At 53.6% G+C, this 16484-nt stretch carries 12 protein-coding genes; 9 read left to right on the forward strand and 3 right to left on the reverse strand.

The features are described 5' to 3' along the window. Nucleotides 1–191 precede the first annotated feature (191 nt). The 7 genes from D2E25_RS03395 (at nt 192) to D2E25_RS03425 (ending at nt 8184) form a co-directional block, all read left to right on the forward strand. Nucleotides 192–1241, forward strand: coding sequence for a uroporphyrinogen decarboxylase family protein (locus tag D2E25_RS03395; protein WP_164514687.1), 1050 nt, complete (start codon nt 192–194; stop codon nt 1239–1241). Between the two features lie 78 nt (nt 1242–1319). Next, nucleotides 1320–2393: an extracellular solute-binding protein gene (locus D2E25_RS03400; RefSeq protein WP_125979599.1), complete on the forward strand. Its 1074-nt coding sequence runs from the start codon at nt 1320–1322 to the stop codon at nt 2391–2393. Between the two features lie 166 nt (nt 2394–2559). Next, on the forward strand, nt 2560–3648 hold the full coding sequence (locus D2E25_RS03405; RefSeq protein WP_125979601.1) for an ABC transporter ATP-binding protein: 1089 nt from the start codon (nt 2560–2562) through the stop codon (nt 3646–3648). Continuing rightward, nucleotides 3645–4499, forward strand: coding sequence for an ABC transporter permease (locus D2E25_RS03410; protein WP_125979603.1), 855 nt, complete (start codon nt 3645–3647; stop codon nt 4497–4499). Before D2E25_RS03405 ends, D2E25_RS03410 begins: the two co-directional genes overlap by 4 nt. Next, a complete protein-coding gene (locus tag D2E25_RS03415) occupies nt 4496–5281 on the forward strand; it encodes an ABC transporter permease (protein ID WP_125979605.1) in 786 nt (261 codons plus the stop codon). Before D2E25_RS03410 ends, D2E25_RS03415 begins: the two co-directional genes overlap by 4 nt. A gap of 99 nt (nt 5282–5380) precedes the next feature. Beyond that, a complete protein-coding gene (locus D2E25_RS03420; protein ID WP_125979607.1) occupies nt 5381–6616 on the forward strand; it encodes an amidohydrolase family protein in 1236 nt (411 codons plus the stop codon). Then, the gene (locus D2E25_RS03425) at nt 6616–8184 is read left to right on the forward strand and encodes a carboxylesterase family protein (protein WP_125979610.1); all 1569 of its coding nucleotides are present in this window, start codon (nt 6616–6618) and stop codon (nt 8182–8184) included. The genes D2E25_RS03420 and D2E25_RS03425 overlap by 1 nt, the downstream gene beginning before the upstream one ends. 96 nt (nt 8185–8280) lie before the next feature. Here D2E25_RS03425 and D2E25_RS03430 read toward each other — a convergent pair whose 3' ends face one another. Beyond that, complete coding sequence (locus tag D2E25_RS03430; protein WP_125979612.1) at nt 8281–9537, reverse strand: trans-sulfuration enzyme family protein; 1257 nt, start codon at nt 9535–9537, stop codon at nt 8281–8283. A 282-nt stretch (nt 9538–9819) separates the two neighbouring features. Here D2E25_RS03430 and D2E25_RS03435 point away from each other — a divergent pair, with 282 nt between their 5' ends. After that, nucleotides 9820–11208 carry an FAD-dependent oxidoreductase gene (locus D2E25_RS03435; RefSeq protein WP_125979615.1) on the forward strand — a complete coding sequence of 463 codons (1389 nt, stop codon included), beginning with the start codon at nt 9820–9822 and terminating at the stop codon, nt 11206–11208. A 145-nt stretch (nt 11209–11353) separates the two neighbouring features. Here D2E25_RS03435 and D2E25_RS03440 read toward each other — a convergent pair whose 3' ends face one another. Further along, entirely contained in the window at nt 11354–14179 is a 2826-nt protein-coding gene (locus D2E25_RS03440; protein ID WP_125979617.1) for an ABC transporter ATP-binding protein/permease, read from the reverse strand. A gap of 123 nt (nt 14180–14302) precedes the next feature. Next, the gene (locus tag D2E25_RS03445) at nt 14303–15325 is read right to left on the reverse strand and encodes an AEC family transporter (RefSeq protein ID WP_125979620.1); all 1023 of its coding nucleotides are present in this window, start codon (nt 15323–15325) and stop codon (nt 14303–14305) included. 468 nt (nt 15326–15793) lie between these two features. Between D2E25_RS03445 and D2E25_RS03450 the strand changes: the two genes are divergently transcribed. Continuing rightward, nucleotides 15794–16276: a GNAT family N-acetyltransferase gene (locus D2E25_RS03450; protein ID WP_125979622.1), complete on the forward strand. Its 483-nt coding sequence runs from the start codon at nt 15794–15796 to the stop codon at nt 16274–16276. Nucleotides 16277–16484 lie beyond the last annotated feature (208 nt).

Genomic DNA, 16484 nt, shown 5'->3' on the forward strand with positions numbered 1-16484 from the left:
ATTTTCACAATATTGCAATCGGTTACAGGCGCAGCAATTCAGTGGCGCTGATAAGCGATTCAAAATAACGTTAATAGCCGAGCACGCACGTCGTCGGCTATGACATGTTTAACTATGCACCAGAATGTGAGGAACTGCGGATTGCACTCGTGTGCAGTTCGCAGGCAAAGCTGTAAGGAAGGACGATTACGTTGGCGACTGCATCCAGCGAATATGCAAAGTTCGAACGCGTGCTGAACGGCGAAGCAACTGCGCCTGAAGATATTCCGCGCAGTGCTTGGCAGCACTTGGTAGGCAACGAATTTGATCCTGGACAGTTTATTAAGGCAACTATTGACTTCCAGCGTAAGTGGGATTGGGATTGGGTGAAGCTGCACCCGCGCGCCACCTATTTGGCAGAAGTGTGGGGCGCGCAATTTGATCCGGACGATTATCTGGATAAGTTGCCGCGTTATGTGGAACCGGTGATTAAGACCACGGATGATCTTGCCAAGATTCAGCCGCTTGACCCGAAGGACTCCCCGGTTCTTAAAGAACTTGTTTCGGATGCTGCGACCGTTCGCAAAGAGTTTGCTGACCGCCCGGTAATTCAGACGCTGTTTTCTCCGCTGAGCATCCTGCTGTGGCTGACCGGCTTGCCTCGCTTCCCGCACGGCAGCAACGCGTATGGCGCGAATCCGGTAATCACTTCGCAGCAGCTCATTACGGAAAATCCGGAACTTGCAAAGCAAGCACTGTCGGCGATTGCACAAACGTTGAGCGCCTACACGCAGTGGCTGCTTGAACCTACACAGCAGGGCGGCGCTGGTATCGACGGCGTGTTCTATGCGACGACGGGTACCGCAAGCGAAGAATATTATTCGAAGGCGCAGTTTGACGAGTTCTCCAAGCCGTACGATCTTGAAGCACTCAAGGGTGCTGAGCATGGTGTGACGATTCTGCACACGTGCGGCGCGGCAAGCCATCCGGAATGGTTTGCTGACTGGCCGATTGATATTCTGCAGTGGGATCAGTACCTGCCGGGTAACCCGCCGTTGAGCGCTGACTTTGGCCATACTGCATTGGGCGGTGTGAACCGCAGCTTGTTTACTAAGGGCACTGACCCGCAGCAGGTTATTGATCAGATTCGTGCTACGTTTGAAGAGTTTGGAGATAGGCCATTCCTGCTGTCTCCGAGCTGCTCGCTGCCGTTGTCTGATAATGACGATCTGGTCAAGCTGTTGAAGTCGAACAAGTTCTAAGTGTTCAACGCTTCACTGTTTACTGCATGTAATCACTGCAACTAGTACAAGGTTTGTATCAACCCCATAAGGAACATAATGAAAATCAAATCAGCAATTGCTTTTCTTGCCGCCTCGGCACTGGTCTTGACGGCTTCTGCGTGCGGCTCCGCAGGCAGCACTGTCTCGTCTTCTTCGAGTGCGAAGACCACGGTGAGCGTTATCGGCTTCCCGGGCCTGTTTGCTCAGCAGTTCGAAGAGCTGGTTATTAAGCCGTACGAGAAGGCGAACCCGAACGTTACGATCAAGTACACCGAGAAGAAGACCTCTGCTGAAAGCATTGGTCAGGTGGTAGCGGCAAAGAACCGTCAGACGTACGACATTGCTATTGTTGATAAGTCCGCGCAGGGCGATGCCAACAAGCAGGGCGTGTTCTCGAAGGTTTCTGCCGACGATGCGCCGAATATTAACGATCTTGTTGACACTGCAAAGTCGGAAGATGGTTACGGCCCATCCGTGTACATTGACTCCCTTGCACTGATCTACAACAAGGACACCGTGAAGAACGCGCCTTCCAAGTGGGAAGACCTGTGGAACCCTGAGTATAAGGGCCAGGTAGTCATGTCGATTAATAATGCGTTCGGCTTGAGCCTGATCGCCGGCTTGGCGCATGACAATGGCGATGATTACACGAAGTCCATTGATAAGGAAATTGACCAGCTCAAGCAGCTCAAGGGTGGCCAGGTACAGTCCTTCTCCCCCACTCCTGACGTGTACACGTCTGTAGCTTCCGGCGCTGCTCAGGTTGGCTTGGGCTGGTATGCGCGTGCTAAGTCGTTCGCTGATGAGAACACGAATGTTGGCGTGGTCGTGCCGAAGAATGGTGGCGTGGCCCTCACCCCGACCATTAACTTGGTTGAGGGTGCTCCGAACAAGAAGGAAGCGTTGAAGTTCCTCAACTATGCGATCGGTTCTGAAGCGCAGAGTGCGCTTGCCAAGAAGGGCTACTACGGCCCGGTGAGCTCCAAGGTGACGCTGAGCGACGATGAGCTGAGCAAGACGGCTGCTATTGATGGCGGTGTGTTGGAAGGCGGTGTGGTTCCTGACTGGAATTACATTGCTACCGTCACTACCGACTGGCTGCAGGTGATCAAGCAGGAAATCACCAGCTGACGATCATTTCCGTGTTTTGACGTGGCGCATGAGAGGATAATTCTTCTCATGCGCCACGTCATGGTTTCACCACCTAACTGATACCAGCGCATACCACCACATAACCGCCGCACAACCCACCGCATACCCTCCCAGTTTTTCCGACAATTATTCGAAAGGTCGACACATGGCAAACGATGATGCCTACCTCAGCCTCGATCACGTGGAGTTCCGTTATCCAGGCGCGCAGACGTCTGCCATCAAGGACTTCAATCTTTCCGTACGCAAAGGCGAATTGCTCACGCTGCTCGGCCCTTCCGGCTGCGGCAAAACCACCACGCTGCAGATCATTACCGGCATTTTGAAGCCCACGTCTGGAAGCGTGAACGTGGACGGTAAGAACATTACTGATTTGCCGATTAACCGCCGTAATATCGGCGTAGTCTTCCAAGATTATGCACTGTTCCCGCATATGAATGTCGGCCAGAATGTCTCGTTCGGTTTGGAAATGCAGAAAGTTCCAAAAGCTGAACGCGTGCGCAAGGTGAACGATATTTTGCACACGGTGGGCTTGGATGGTTTTGAGCAGCGTGCTGTAGCGTCACTGTCTGGCGGTCAGAAGCAGCGTGTGGCTATTGCTCGCGCGCTCGTAGCTCGCCCGAAGATTTTGCTATTTGATGAGCCGCTGTCAAGTCTTGATGCCAGTTTGCGTCAGGAGCTGCGCACGCAAATGCGCCGTATTCAGCAGGATTCTGGCATTACCTCGATTTTTGTTACGCATGATCAGCAGGAAGCGTTCGCGATTTCTGATCGCGTGGCTTTGCTCAATAAGGGTGTGATTGAGCAGATTGATGTGCCTGATCATATTTACAGTCATCCGTCTACGTCGTTTGTGGCACGATTCATTGGCGGCTCGAACCTGGTGCCGGTAACTGTTGACGGTCCTATTGCGTCCGATGGCACGGCCGATGTGGTGTGTGACCAGTTGGGCCGTATTCGCGGCGTACTATCCGAGTCTGCTCGCACAACTACCGGCGAACATGTTGCAGTCATTCACCCGCACCAACTCTCGATCAGCAGCGACACTGCTAGCTCAGCGCCGCAAGGCACGATTGTTGCCCGCGAATTCCATGGCGAAACCACCATGTATACCGTGCAGGCTGGCGATCTGACACTGCTTGTGAACCGTCATGATGCGTTCTGCGATCATCTGGAGATTGGCGCTACCGTTACCATCACGCCAAACGAAGAGAAGGTGTGGGTAATTCCAGCATGAAACGTCATCTGCGCCTGTCTACTATTCTGCTGGTTATTGCTGTCGCTTCGCTCGCATACCTGTATTTGGTTCCACTGGTGTACGTGCTGCGTACTGCATTCTCCGAGCCTTCGTCAATTGGCTTTTCTGATTCGGCAGCGCTGACCCTAGCAAGCTTCAAAGAACTGGCTACAAACCCGTATTACGTGAAAATACTGGGCACCACGCTGATTATTTCATTGATGGTGGCAGTGATGACCGCGCTGATCGCGTATCCGCTTGCGTTGGCGATTGTGCTATTCCCGGAGCGAATCGGTAATTTGCTGCTGATTTTTGTGGTCACGCCAATGCTCACCTCGTCGATCGCGCGAACGTTCGGATGGGTAGTTATCTTGGGCCCTACAGGTCTGATCAGCAGCACGCTGCGCACACTAGGGGTTGCGCAGCCTCCGCAGCTAATGGGTACTACGTTCGGTATCAGTCTTGGTCTTGCGCAAATTTATATTCCTTACGCAACGCTGATTATGTCGAGCGCGTTCGGTGCACTGAATCAGAACTTGAGCTATGCGGCGCAAACGCTTGGCGCTTCCAAAATGATGACGTTCAAGCGTATTATTCTGCCACTCACTGCGAATGGCTTGTTCTCCTCATGCATGCTGGTGTTCGTGCTCAGTGCGAGCGCGTATGTTACTCCGCAGGTGCTGGGCTCGGGCAAGGTGCAAACGCTTGCTACGGAAATTTACGATAGCGCTGTTGTGGCGCTGAATTGGCCGATGGCTTCCGCGTTGGCGATCGTGCTGATCGTGTTGTATGCGGCCATCATGATCATCGTTAACGTTGTGAAAGCTCATGCGGAAAGGATCCGTTCATGAAGACCAAACCGTATGGTCGCCTGCTTGTACTGTTCGTAGTACTCGCCATGCTGTTTTTGTGGGCGCCAATTCTGATCGTGGTGATTATTTCCTTCGATACGTCGAAGTTCTTGCGCTTCCCACTGCAAGGTGTAACGCTGAGCAACTATGTGTCAGCGGTCAACAATGAAGATTTTGTCACTGGCTTTATCAACAGTTTGATTATCGGCGTTGGTACCGCGTTCGTTGCCACTGCGCTTGCATTGATTATCGTGCAGGGTACGCGCAAATCAACAAAGGGTATTGGCGCGCTGATTCAAGGATTTGCCACCTCTCCCCTGCTGGTACCGCATATTGTGCTCGGCTTGGCGTTCTTGATGTTTTATTCGAATCTTGCGCTGTCTGACACGTATGTGGGTATTTTGATCGCGCACACGATTATTACGCTGCCGTATGGCATGCAAAGCATTGGCGCGAGTTTGAAAGCGTACAACGAGAATTCAGAAATCGTGGCGAAAACCTTGGGCGCGAGCGATACGGTGATTTTCTGGCGTATTCTCTTGCCGCAAATCTCCCCTGGCATTCTTTCCGCGTTGATTCTTGGATTCTTGGTGTCGTTTGACGAGAGCGTGATCGTCCTGTTCTTGTCTGGTCAGAATACGACGACGCTGCCGGTGCAGATCCTCAACTATTTGGAGGTTCGCGCTGACCCGGTGATCGCAGCAGTATCCGTATTGCTGATTATTTTCTCCGGACTGCTCATGCTGTTTATTAACAAGGTGCTCAAAGTCAAGTTTGTGTGATGCGCTCGCGTATCGCATGCAACGTGACTCACAACGCACATAACTTCATATCCACACACAATCCCATTCACCCGTCTATCTACTCGATGAAGGAGCATCATGTCTATCGCAATCAATAACGGCACTGTTTTGACATTCGACGCCGGCACCGTCCTTGCCAAAGGATCGGTGCTTATTGAAAACGGTGTGATCACGTACGTCGGCACTCAGGAGCAGAAAGCCGATACGGTGATCGATGCTGCTGGCAAAACCGTACTGCCTGGTTTGATTAACCTGCATGATCACGTGGATCGTAAAAGCCTGCGCGTCTACAGTCGTTCGATTCCATTCAAGGAGCAGAGCGACAAGCTGATGGAACAGTCTCCTATTTATTTGGCGTTCCATGCTGCGAAGAATTTGTATGACGAGCTGTGCAGTGGCGTGACCACGATTCGTGATTTCGGTTTGTTCGGTAGTGTGTCCCTTCACGCGAAGCGCGCGCTTGCCGATAAGGTGATTGTTGGCCCGAAGCTGCTGACGAGTGGCGAGCCGATTGCGATGACCGGCGGTCACGCCACCAAGTGGGGTTCGATTGAAGCTGACGGTGTGGATGCTGTGGTGCGCGCGGTACGCCATAACATTACGTCTGGCGCTGATGTAATTAAGATGATGGCTTCCGGCGGTTTGGGTAAGTACCCGGAGGAGGATCCGGGCACTCCGGAGCTCACTGAAGAGGAGCTTGCGGCTGGCGTAGTCACGGCGCACGCATTGAAGAAGAAGGTCGCCGCGCACGTGTACTCCACGGAGGCCATTGATAACTGCATTAACGCGCGCATTGACACTATTGAGCATGGTGCGTTCTTGACGAAGCGTCAGGCTGTGCGCATGCGTGAATTGGGCTTGGCTCACGTGCCGACGATCTCTGGCCTGGCTCCTATCGCCTACCAGCGTATTCTGATCGGTCAGGAAGAACTCGGTAACCAGATTCTGCACGACATTATTGATCGCATTAGCGAAAGCATTCGCATTAGTGCGCAAAACGGTGTGTTGCTCGGCGCTGGTACTGATACGAACGGCGAGATGGTCGAAGAGCTGGAAATGATTCGCGACGCTACTGACTGGCCGTTGGAGAAGGTTATCGCCACTGCTACGGTGAACGCTGCTCGTATTAGCGACGTGAACGCTGGCCAGCTGAAGACTGGTTTGCGCGGTGATGTACTGATTGTTGATGGCAACCCGCTTGAAGATTTGAATGCTCTGCGCAGCCCGTACAAGGTGATTACGCCTACTGCGGTGGTTGACGGCCGCCCGATGCCGCGCGGTGTGCGCCGGGCAATGCTTGAAGGCGATGCGTGATGGCGAAGAGTATCGCGCACACTGTTGCTGGCGATATTGAAGGTATCGCCAGCAATGGCTTATTGCAGTTCCTTGGCGTACCGTATGCGGCACCGCTGAACGCTGATAATCGTTTTGCGCCTCCACAGCCGGTTGAACACTGGGCGGAAGTATTACCGTGCGTGGAGCCTGGCCCTGCTGCTTGGCAGGTTTCTGCAGGCGGTTTTATTGGTGCTTCTGCAGTCTCGCCGCGCCCGCAGGGTGCTGCCTGTTTGAATCTGAACGTTCGCACGACTTCACTTGACGGCCAGCGCCCCGTGTTCGTATGGTTCCATGGTGGTGGCCTGTTCGGTGGTTCTAACTATGAACCGGATGTGCTCACTCACGCTTTTGCTGATGAGGGCATTGTTGAAGTTACGTGCAATTACCGTCTTGGCGTGTATGGCTATTGCGATATGGGCAATGGGTCAAATCCGAATCGCGGTACGCTCGATCAGATTGCGGCTCTTGAATGGGTGCGCGATAACATTGCTTCGTTTGGCGGCGATCCACATAATGTCACGATTGGCGGGCATTCTGCAGGCGGCTTCTCATGCGCGGAATTGCTCGCTTCGCCGAAAGCTCAGGGACTATTCCACAAAGTGTTTTTGGCGAGTGGCTCCTGCTCTGCACGGCATGGAGCGCGCACCGCTGAGCAGATTAGCCGTGTCACGTTTGACGCATTGGGTATTGACCCGGATCTTGCGCCAGCTGATCGGCTTCATCGTCTTGCAGCGTTGAGCGATCAGGCAATTCTTGCGGGCCAACGGCAGATTATCGAGGATTGTTACGTCAATCATTCCCCGCAATATGGCGAAGCTGATATTTTGGGGCTCGCCTACGAGCACACGATTGACGATTCGATTATTGTTCACGATGTGCCAGCTGTACTCGCGAGCGCAGCTCGGCAGAATATTCCTGTGCTGGTTGGTACTACTACTGGTGAATGCCGTGCGCACGCCTCGAAGCTGCCTGACACGTTTACGGATGCGGATGTTGCGAAACTGTACCGCCCGTGGATGGCACCGTGGGGTATTGATGCGCAAGCACTGACGGCTGCGTATCGTGAGTTCTTCCCCGAGGCTGATAGTCGTGGTATTGCGTCGATGATTAATGGTGATCTGCGATTTAACTTGGATAGTTTGCGCGTGGCATTGGCGCAGAAGCATCATGCTGGCACATGGCGGTTTGTTATCGGCGATTATGACGAGCATGGCATTGGTCTTACTCCTCATGGCGCGGTGCAAGGTCATGCGTGGCGTGGGCGCGACGGCAATCCGGCAGGATTAAAGCCGAATAAAACGCCGTTTAACCGTGATACGGCTGATTACGTGCACAATGCGGTTACCGCGTTTATTCGCACGGGCAACCCGTCGAATTCTACTGCTGATTGGCATGCGCAGGCTGAGCTTCGCGATGATCATGTGCTGTGGGTTCGCGCGCAAGGCGATACGGTAGCGGCCAGTATTATCACCGATCCGTTGTACCAGCGCTGGCAGTGGTGGCATGAGCAACTGCCGGAACGCTTTTCAGTAAGCAGCGAGCACTGACAGTTACTACCAGCACATATATGTTGAGGCGGCTGACGAATCTCATCGTCAGCCGCCTCAACATATATCCGAACTATCCACGGTACGGTGCTCTAGTTACGCGAACAATCCAGCGGAAAGATTACCGAAAATATCTTCTTCAGCACCGCTCGCCAGCAGTGCGTCATACGCTTTATCAAGCGCCTGGCCAAGGTCCTCAATGAGGTCGGTAACGTCTTCAATACCCACGGACAAGCGAATCAGCTCGTCAGTAATGCCAACCTTGAGGCGCTCTTCACGCGGCAGCTCGAAATGCGTCATGCGGCACGGCAGTTCTGCAAGGCTTTCTACAGCACCCAGCGAAACTGCCAGGTGGAAAATCTTCAGATTATCGAGCACGATCGCCGGGTCCACGCCGGGCACTACTTCGAAGGAGAGTACGCCGCCAAAACCCTTCAAACCATTGTCGGCAAGCAGGCGAGCCGTGTCTCCGCGCACACCCGGGTAGTTGACGGTTTTGATCAGCGGATGCACGAGCAGATATTCAGCAATCGACTGCGCGTTAGACTGCTGACGGTCCATGCGCAATGCGAGCGTTTGAATACCACGGCGCACATCATTGCATTCGACGGGAGCGAGCACACCACCGAAACGGTTTTGTGCAAAGTAGACTTTGCGACCGACCTCTTCGTCCAATACCACGACGAGTCCCGCGTTCACTTCAGAATGGCCAGCCAAATACTTGGTAGCGGAGTGAATCACCACGTCAGCACCCAGGTCAAGCGGACGCTGCAAATACGGGGTGACGAACGTGTTGTCCACAATCGAAAGCGCACCATAACGGTGAGCAATCGCGGAAATACGATTCACATTGTTGATTTGCAGGAGCGGATTAGTCAGCACTTCGAAGTACACGGCCTTGGCTGGCGTGGTGTCTTCAAGCTGACGACCGTCAAACGTGGTGCGACATCGTCCAGACACCGCATCATCCAGTGCCTTGTAGTCAGCAGTATCTACTGCTTCAAACGTAATGCCACGCTCAGCAAAATACTCGTTGAACAGCGAGTATGTGCCACCGTAAATATTCTTGCCTACAACAATGCGATCGCCCGGCTTAAAAATGCTGAGCACCGCGTGAATTGCAGCTAGGCCGGAAGCGAATGCGAAACCGCGCGTACCATGCTCAAGCTGCGCGATTTGCTTCTCCAGAAAGTCACGTGTCGGGTTGCCACTGCGCGCATAATCCCAGCGGGGCATAGCGTTGACCGATTCGAAAGCATAGGTAGATGAGTTGTAAATAGGTGGATTCACGGCTCCGGTGTTGTTATCGTTGACCGGCAGTCCGTGGACCAGCTGAGTGTTGAACCTCGTCATGTGCACCCCCTTGAGATGTTGTTGTTTGGTGTTGTATGCGCCCACAGTTTTGGCTGTATACCTTATGCCTGTGCGGCTATGCGCTAGATTACCTGACGCGTGTTATGCGAGGTGCGGCGTGGCTATATCCGTTTCTTATGGACTGCTACAGTGTGACCTGCATCACACCTGTTTCAGGCGCGCCACCGGAGCTCTTGATCGTCTTCAATGGCACAATGGTTGATGTCACTCATGGCTGCGAGCCAAGTCGCACGTCATGCAATCGAAGCAAAGGAGCTCCATATGACTACTGTGGCCATCGTCGGCTGCACGCATGCTGGCACGTTCGCCGCTACCTCGATTCTGAAGAATCATCCTGATTGGACAGTGCACGTCTTCGAACGTAACGGTTCGCTATCGTTCCTCTCCTGCGGTATTGCACTGTGGGTAGGCGATCATGTTTCTGACCCGAAGCGCATGTTCTACTCCTCCCCCGAAGCTTTAGCGCAAGCGGGAGCTACGATGCACATGCGTCACGATGTGCTTGACGTGGATGTGACTGGCAAGACACTGCACGCCAAGGATTTAGCTACGGGCGAGGTGAGCGAATACACGTTTGACAAGCTGGTGATTACCACCGGTTCTGCGCCAGTTATTCCGCCGATCGAAGGTCTTGAAGCTGCGATGGAAGCTGGCACAGTGATGCTGTGCAAGAACTGGGATCATGCGCTAGCTATCAAAGAGCGTGCGAAGAGCGCCAAGTCGGCAGTGGTTATTGGCGCCGGCTATATTGGCGCAGAAATTGCCGAACAGTTTAGCGAAATCGGCGTGAAGGCAACATTGGTGGATGCGTTGCCGCGCGTTCTGGCAAATAATTTCGATGCGAATATTACCGATACTGTCGAGCAAGCGTTTGAAGCGCATGGTGTGACGTTGGCGCTCGGTCAGAAAGTGATTGCGTTCCGCCCAGCCACCGGTTCAGATGGCGTGGAGGGCTCTGGCGTGACCGTGGTTACTGAAAAGGGTGAGTACACGGCTGACGTGGCGATTTTGGGCGCGGGATTCCGCCCGAATACGGCATTGTTCCGCGATCAGGTGCGTATGCTGAAGAACGGCGCGATCGTCATCGACGATTACATGCGCGTCTCTCTGCCGGACAACACGGTGCTGGATGACGTGTTTGCAGCCGGCGATTCTGCAACCGTGCGCTATAACCCGACCGGAGCCGACGACTATATTCCGCTGGCAACCAACGCGGTGCGTCAAGGTCTGCTGATTGGCGAGAATATTGTCTGCGCAACGAAACGCTATCCGGGCACGCAGGCGACGAGCGCAGTGCAGCTGTACGATCTAGCAATGTCAGCGACCGGCTTGACTGCTGGCGGCGCGGAAAAGCGCGGTTTGGCTGCGAAGTCGACGACGATCGTGCAGGATTACCGCCCTGATTTCATGCTCACGACGACGCCAGTAACCGCAACGATCGTGTGGAATCCGGTCACGCGGCGCATTCTGGGCGCACAGTTCCTGTCGAAGCATGACATCTCGCAAGCGGCGAACGTCGTGTCTGTAGCAATTCAGGCAGGGTTCACGATCGATCAGTTGGCTGGCGCTGACCTGTTCTTCCAACCGAACTTCAGCCAGCCGATCAACTTCGTCGGCGCGGTAGCCATTCAGGCGGTCGCTGAAAGCTGACAGGAAAGCTAACAGTCTTAGTCCGGGTCTCCTCCCGGTTTCGATTGTGTGCATATCCGGTTCACTACCTTATTAGTGTGCATTTCCGGTCTATTGAGATACCTAAGGGGGTATCTCAATAGACCGGAAATGCACACACCGAAGATTATTCTGTTCGCAAAGCAGTAGCTGGATCTTGCTTGGCAGCCTTCTTTGAAGGAATAAGCCCTCCAATAAGCGTGAGTATCACGCTTAAAATCACCAAGATTACTGCGCCCTGTACTGGCAGGTATGCGTTGACATCATTCGTGCCAATAAGATGATGCAACAGCATATTGCCGGGGATAATGAGCAGCAGCGTCACACCAATACCAATCAGGCCTGCGGTTAGGCCTACAATGCCAGTTTCTGCGTTAAACACCTGCGATACATTGCGTTTCGACGCGCCCATTGCGCGCAAAATACCGATTTCCTTCGTGCGTTCCAGCACGGAAATATAGGTAATAATGCCGATCATGATCGACGAGACCACCAATGAAACCGATACGAACGCGATCAACACGTAGGAGATCACGTTAATAATCGTCGTCACTGAGCTCATCATCAACCCCACGTAATCGGTGTAGACAATGCGATCAGCTTTATCGACAGTCTTGTTGTAATCGGTGATGGCTTGGGAAATATGATCCTTGTTCTCGAAGCTATCGGTGTAAATATTAATCGTCGAAGGAGCATCACGGCTGACCACGCCGAATGCGGCAAGATTGTCGTCATATGTGCCAGTGGAGACGTACTGATCGTAGATCGCCACGAGCGCATCCTGCGAAGCCGTAGCAATGTACTGGTCGAGGCTGGCAGCAAGCTGCTGCTCATCCATTGCTGCCATATTCTGCGCGCCAGCAGCTCCAGTCGCTCCCGCAGTCCCAGCGGTCGCCCCCGCCTGCCCTTGCGCTGTGGCTGCCTGCATTGTTTGCGCGAGCGCTTTAGCCATATTGGCCTTGTCACTCACGCCCAGTGACGCCACATAGGTTTTCGCATCCGCAGCCTTAGTGGCATCATCGGACGGCGAGAACGTCAAACCGTTGAGCACATTGCGCGTCTTGTTGACCTTCTGATCGGTAACAATCGCGCTAGCATCCGCGTGTTCAATAAGATCATCAGTTAACGCGCGCGTATAGCCAACACCAGCAGCAAGCGGCGTTGCTGAAGCGTCTTGAATCGGTTTGACCACGCCAACAATCTTGAGCTTTGTAGCCGAATCAAGCCGGCTGGAAATCTCGTCAGCATTGTCGCCAATATACGTGTAATTACCGTCCTCGCCTTTCACGTACTGGTCGGAAGCCGGAATCATATACAGCGTCTGGTTGAGCGCAGTATCGTAGTTAATTTTCGCAGTAGGAGTCGTAATCTTGTTGCCCGCGTCGATGTCGTTCATCATCGTGGTGTAATCGCTCGCCTTGAGCAAACCCAGCTCGTAGAGCGTAGTCAACGGCACTTTGTTATCGTCATCGAGCACGAGCACTACTTCATCCTTGGCCGTTGGCCATGCGCCGCGCACTACCCGGTAATTGTCGGTCACTACTTTGCTAATTAGCCGCGAATCGTTGGCTCCGGGCATAATCTCATGAAACGAGTCGGGTGCTGCATTCGTATCGGTTTTGCCGGTGAGCATTGACATTTGCATGCTGGTCACGTCAGACATGCTCGCCGACGGCCCCATCGAACTCATTTTTGAAGCCATTGACGAGGAGCTGGCAGCACCGATCGTCACACCATCCGCGTTCACCAGCGTGCCATCTGGATCATGATCGAACACGGAGAATTTCACGTCGTAGGAGTACTGGATGCCAGCTCCGCCAATATATTGGCGAATTTCACTCTTCGGATTATCAAGATATTTCTTGAAATCGGTGAGATTGTTCTTCGTAATACTGCTGGTTAAGCTTGCAGTTTGTTTAATACTGCGATCATCAGGGTAAATACCGTCAGTCTTGCCGCTTGATGATTCGTTATCACGCCCGCCAGCTTGCGCGCCCATAATGCTGGTCATATCGAACGTTTGCGAATCAATGGTGATCGGGTATGCGGTCATCGTGTCGCGTTGAATATTGTCAATATACGCGTTCACGCCAGTAGAAACCGACAAGATCAGCGCAATACCAATAATGCCAATAGATCCCGCAAACGACGTGAGCAGCGTACGTCCCTTTTTGGTTTTGAGATTGTTGAAACTGAGCGCAAGCGATGTGGCAAACGACATGGACGCACGGCCCATCGTGCGATGCACAGCCGGCTTTACTTCCGCTGCAGACGGCTCATAGGGGTTGGCATCACTGCGAATCACACCATCGCGCAGTTCGACGATACGCGTCGCATACTCATGAGCCAGCTCTGGATTATGCGTCACCATAACCACGAGCCTGTCCTTCGCAACCTCTTTCAGCAGGTTCATAATCTGCACGGAGGTGCCAGAGTCGAGCGCGCCGGTCGGCTCGTCAGCGAGCACAATATCCGGATCGTTCACCAGCGCGCGAGCGATGGCAACACGCTGCATCTGCCCGCCGGACAGCTGGTTTGGCTTCTTGTTGATATGTGCGCCGAGACCGACTTGCTTCAATGCCTTGCGCGCGCGTTGGCGGCGGCGCGACCGTGGAATGCCAGAGATAGTCAGCGCAAGCTCCACATTCGACAGGATCGTCTGATGCGGGATGAGATTGTAGCTTTGAAAGACGAATCCGATGGTGTGATTGCGGTAAGAATCCCAGTCGCGATCTTTGTACTGTTTGGTAGATGTACCGTTGATAACTAGGTCGCCGCTATCGTAGCGGTCCAGACCGCCGATAATGTTCAGCAGCGTCGTTTTACCCGATCCAGAAGGTCCTAAGATGGCAACGAATTCGTTGTCGCGAAGGTTCAGACTGACATTATCGAGCGCCTTCTGGATGAAGTCACCGGTTTTATATTGCTTTGAAATCGACTGGATCTGCAGCACGATGCCTCTTCCTTTGCGCAACAGTGTGATTCTTCCACTGTATCCGTTGCGCTATCCGTAGCAAACAATAGCTTCGCTGCCGGCGGACGCCACCGCGCTATCTGTCGAAAAACTGTCTGCTGTCTAAAACACGACAGCGGAAACAATCGTGAGCGACAGCAGCGAGAACAGCGTGGTCACCAGCACCATGCCCACCGCATAATCAGGCATATTATCTTTGCGCCCCGCAAACATCGCAATCGTAGTCATCGTTGGCAATCCAGAAATCAGCGTAATCGTCTCAATCATCTCGCCAGTGATTGGCAGCACCGGTACAGCAGCCGCGAGCGCTGTGAGCCCCGCATGAAAGACAAGCGGAAACGCGATCATTTTCAACGTCATGCCTACGTATAGTTCGTAGCGGCGCAGCACATTCCACCATTTGGTGAGTGCGAATAAGCCGCCAAGATAAATCAGCGACATGGGAGTCGCCATTGCGCCAATCGTGTGCAACGGCGTCAAAATCATCTTGGGTACGCGCACGCCAGCAAGAATGAAAGCGAGCGCGATCATTACGCCAATAAACGCGGGGTTCATGAACCGCCGTAGCAGGTTCATTAACCCTGCGGCGATTGTCGAGCGTACAGGCGCCGTCAACGTTGCTGCTGATTCTGCGTTGCGTTCTGCACTCGTGTGCGCGTTGCCGCGTACCGGCTCGCATAGCCATACGCCGTACGTCCAGAGCAATGCTTGGTCAACAATCGACATTAACGCTACGAAAATCGCGCCGTGCCTAGGAAACAGGGCCATGATGAGTGGAATGCCAATGAATCCAGCGTTGCCGAAAATCATCGACGCTTGAAAAATATGGCCACGCGAGCCACGGAGCCGCAGCACCCATGCAACAAGCGCGAAGAGCACGATAAGCAGCGTGTACATGAGCGCGGTCAGTAGCATGACGCCCCAGTTGGCGGCCAGTTCGCTGCGCGTAGTGCCGTCGACAGCGTTTGCGAACACTAGTACAGGGATGAGCACGTTGAGCAGTAGCGAGCACATGCCGTTGAGCGCGGTGGTGCCATAGAATTTGAGCCGCACGCACACGTAGCCGACTAGCAGCATGATGAAGAAGCCGACCAGCTGCCCTAGAACAATGTCGAACTGCGCCACGCGATTGCCCTCCTAAAAGATATGCTCTGCGTCTCTTCCGGCGGAATATCGTAGTCGGACCGTGGCACAAGAAGACTTGTTGGCGACTCGTTACGCTTGCGTTGCAGCAGTAGCGCGAGCGCGGATTTTTACCACCACATACCAGACGATGAGCGCCACGATAATCGCTGCAACACCGTACTAGAAGCGGTCAAGGAAGCCGGTGTCGACTGGGCAGGCGGCGGAAAGGGCTGCGGCGGGAGCGGCGAGCGGAGCGGCAAAGGTTCCAAGAGCAATAGTCTGTGTGATCATGATGCTCACGCTACGAGGTGGCGGCTGAGATGCTGCTAAGCCGCTAAGCGATGCCAATGCGCGGAGGTGTACGCGCATTGGCGAATGCCGCGCAATCACAGTAGATAATCACAGTAGAGATAATCACAGTGGACAGTATGACTATCAGCGAGCATTGGTCTACTACAGTTAAGCATCATGCTGATCAGACATGCAACGCTTGACGATCTTGACGCTATTGCCTCGCTTGAAACCGAGTGTTTCCCTGCTGCCGAGGCGGCCTCGCGCGAGCAGATCGCCACGCGACTGCATGCGTTTGCTAATCATTTTTGGCTGCTATTCGATGGCGAAACGCTGGTGTCGTTTATTAACGGCATGGTGACCGATGAGCCTGATTTAACCGATGCCATGTATGCGAATACTGCGATGCACCGCGAGCAAGGCGCATGGCAGATGATTTTTGGCGTAGTGACGTCCCCTGCTTATCAACATCAAGGGTATGCGAGTCAGCTCATGCGCGCGGTTATCGACGATACTCGCGCGGCCGGCCATCGCGGTCTAGTTTTGACGTGCAAAGAACGACTGATCGGCTTTTATGAGCGCTTCGGTTACCGTAATGAAGGCGTATCTGCTTCAACGCATGGCGATGTGGTGTGGTACCAGATGCGCATTACGTTCTGAAGCCCTACAGAATTTGTTCAAGCTCAGCGTTTTGCGCTTGTCCGCGGGAATATTAGACTGTTACGCGATTGTGTTGCGCGAATCCTCGCGGGGGCTACGTCACTCGGCTAGTGTGTTATCTTCTGCCGTGATGCTGCATCAGCATTATTGCTGCGTGCTGGAGTGATGACCGAAATCGGCTGGATTCCTTCCATGTGCTAGGTATTAT

The organism is Bifidobacterium goeldii (assembly GCF_003951095.1).
Taxonomy (GTDB): domain Bacteria; phylum Actinomycetota; class Actinomycetes; order Actinomycetales; family Bifidobacteriaceae; genus Bifidobacterium; species Bifidobacterium goeldii.

Bases quoted from the DNA above. Each gene is read 5' to 3' on its own strand.
- D2E25_RS03450 (WP_125979622.1), top strand. From the start codon at position 15,794: ATGCTGATCAGACATGCAACGCTTGACGATCTTGACGCTATTGCCTCG.
- D2E25_RS03405 (WP_125979601.1), top strand. From the start codon at position 2,560: ATGGCAAACGATGATGCCTACCTCAGCCTCGATCACGTGGAGTTCCGT.
- D2E25_RS03410 (WP_125979603.1), top strand. From the start codon at position 3,645: ATGAAACGTCATCTGCGCCTGTCTACTATTCTGCTGGTTATTGCTGTC.
- D2E25_RS03420 (WP_125979607.1), top strand. From the start codon at position 5,381: ATGTCTATCGCAATCAATAACGGCACTGTTTTGACATTCGACGCCGGC.
- D2E25_RS03430 (WP_125979612.1), bottom strand. From the start codon at position 9,537: ATGACGAGGTTCAACACTCAGCTGGTCCACGGACTGCCGGTCAACGAT.
- D2E25_RS03415 (WP_125979605.1), top strand. From the start codon at position 4,496: ATGAAGACCAAACCGTATGGTCGCCTGCTTGTACTGTTCGTAGTACTC.
- D2E25_RS03425 (WP_125979610.1), top strand. From the start codon at position 6,616: ATGGCGAAGAGTATCGCGCACACTGTTGCTGGCGATATTGAAGGTATC.
- D2E25_RS03435 (WP_125979615.1), top strand. From the start codon at position 9,820: ATGACTACTGTGGCCATCGTCGGCTGCACGCATGCTGGCACGTTCGCC.
- D2E25_RS03400 (WP_125979599.1), top strand. From the start codon at position 1,320: ATGAAAATCAAATCAGCAATTGCTTTTCTTGCCGCCTCGGCACTGGTC.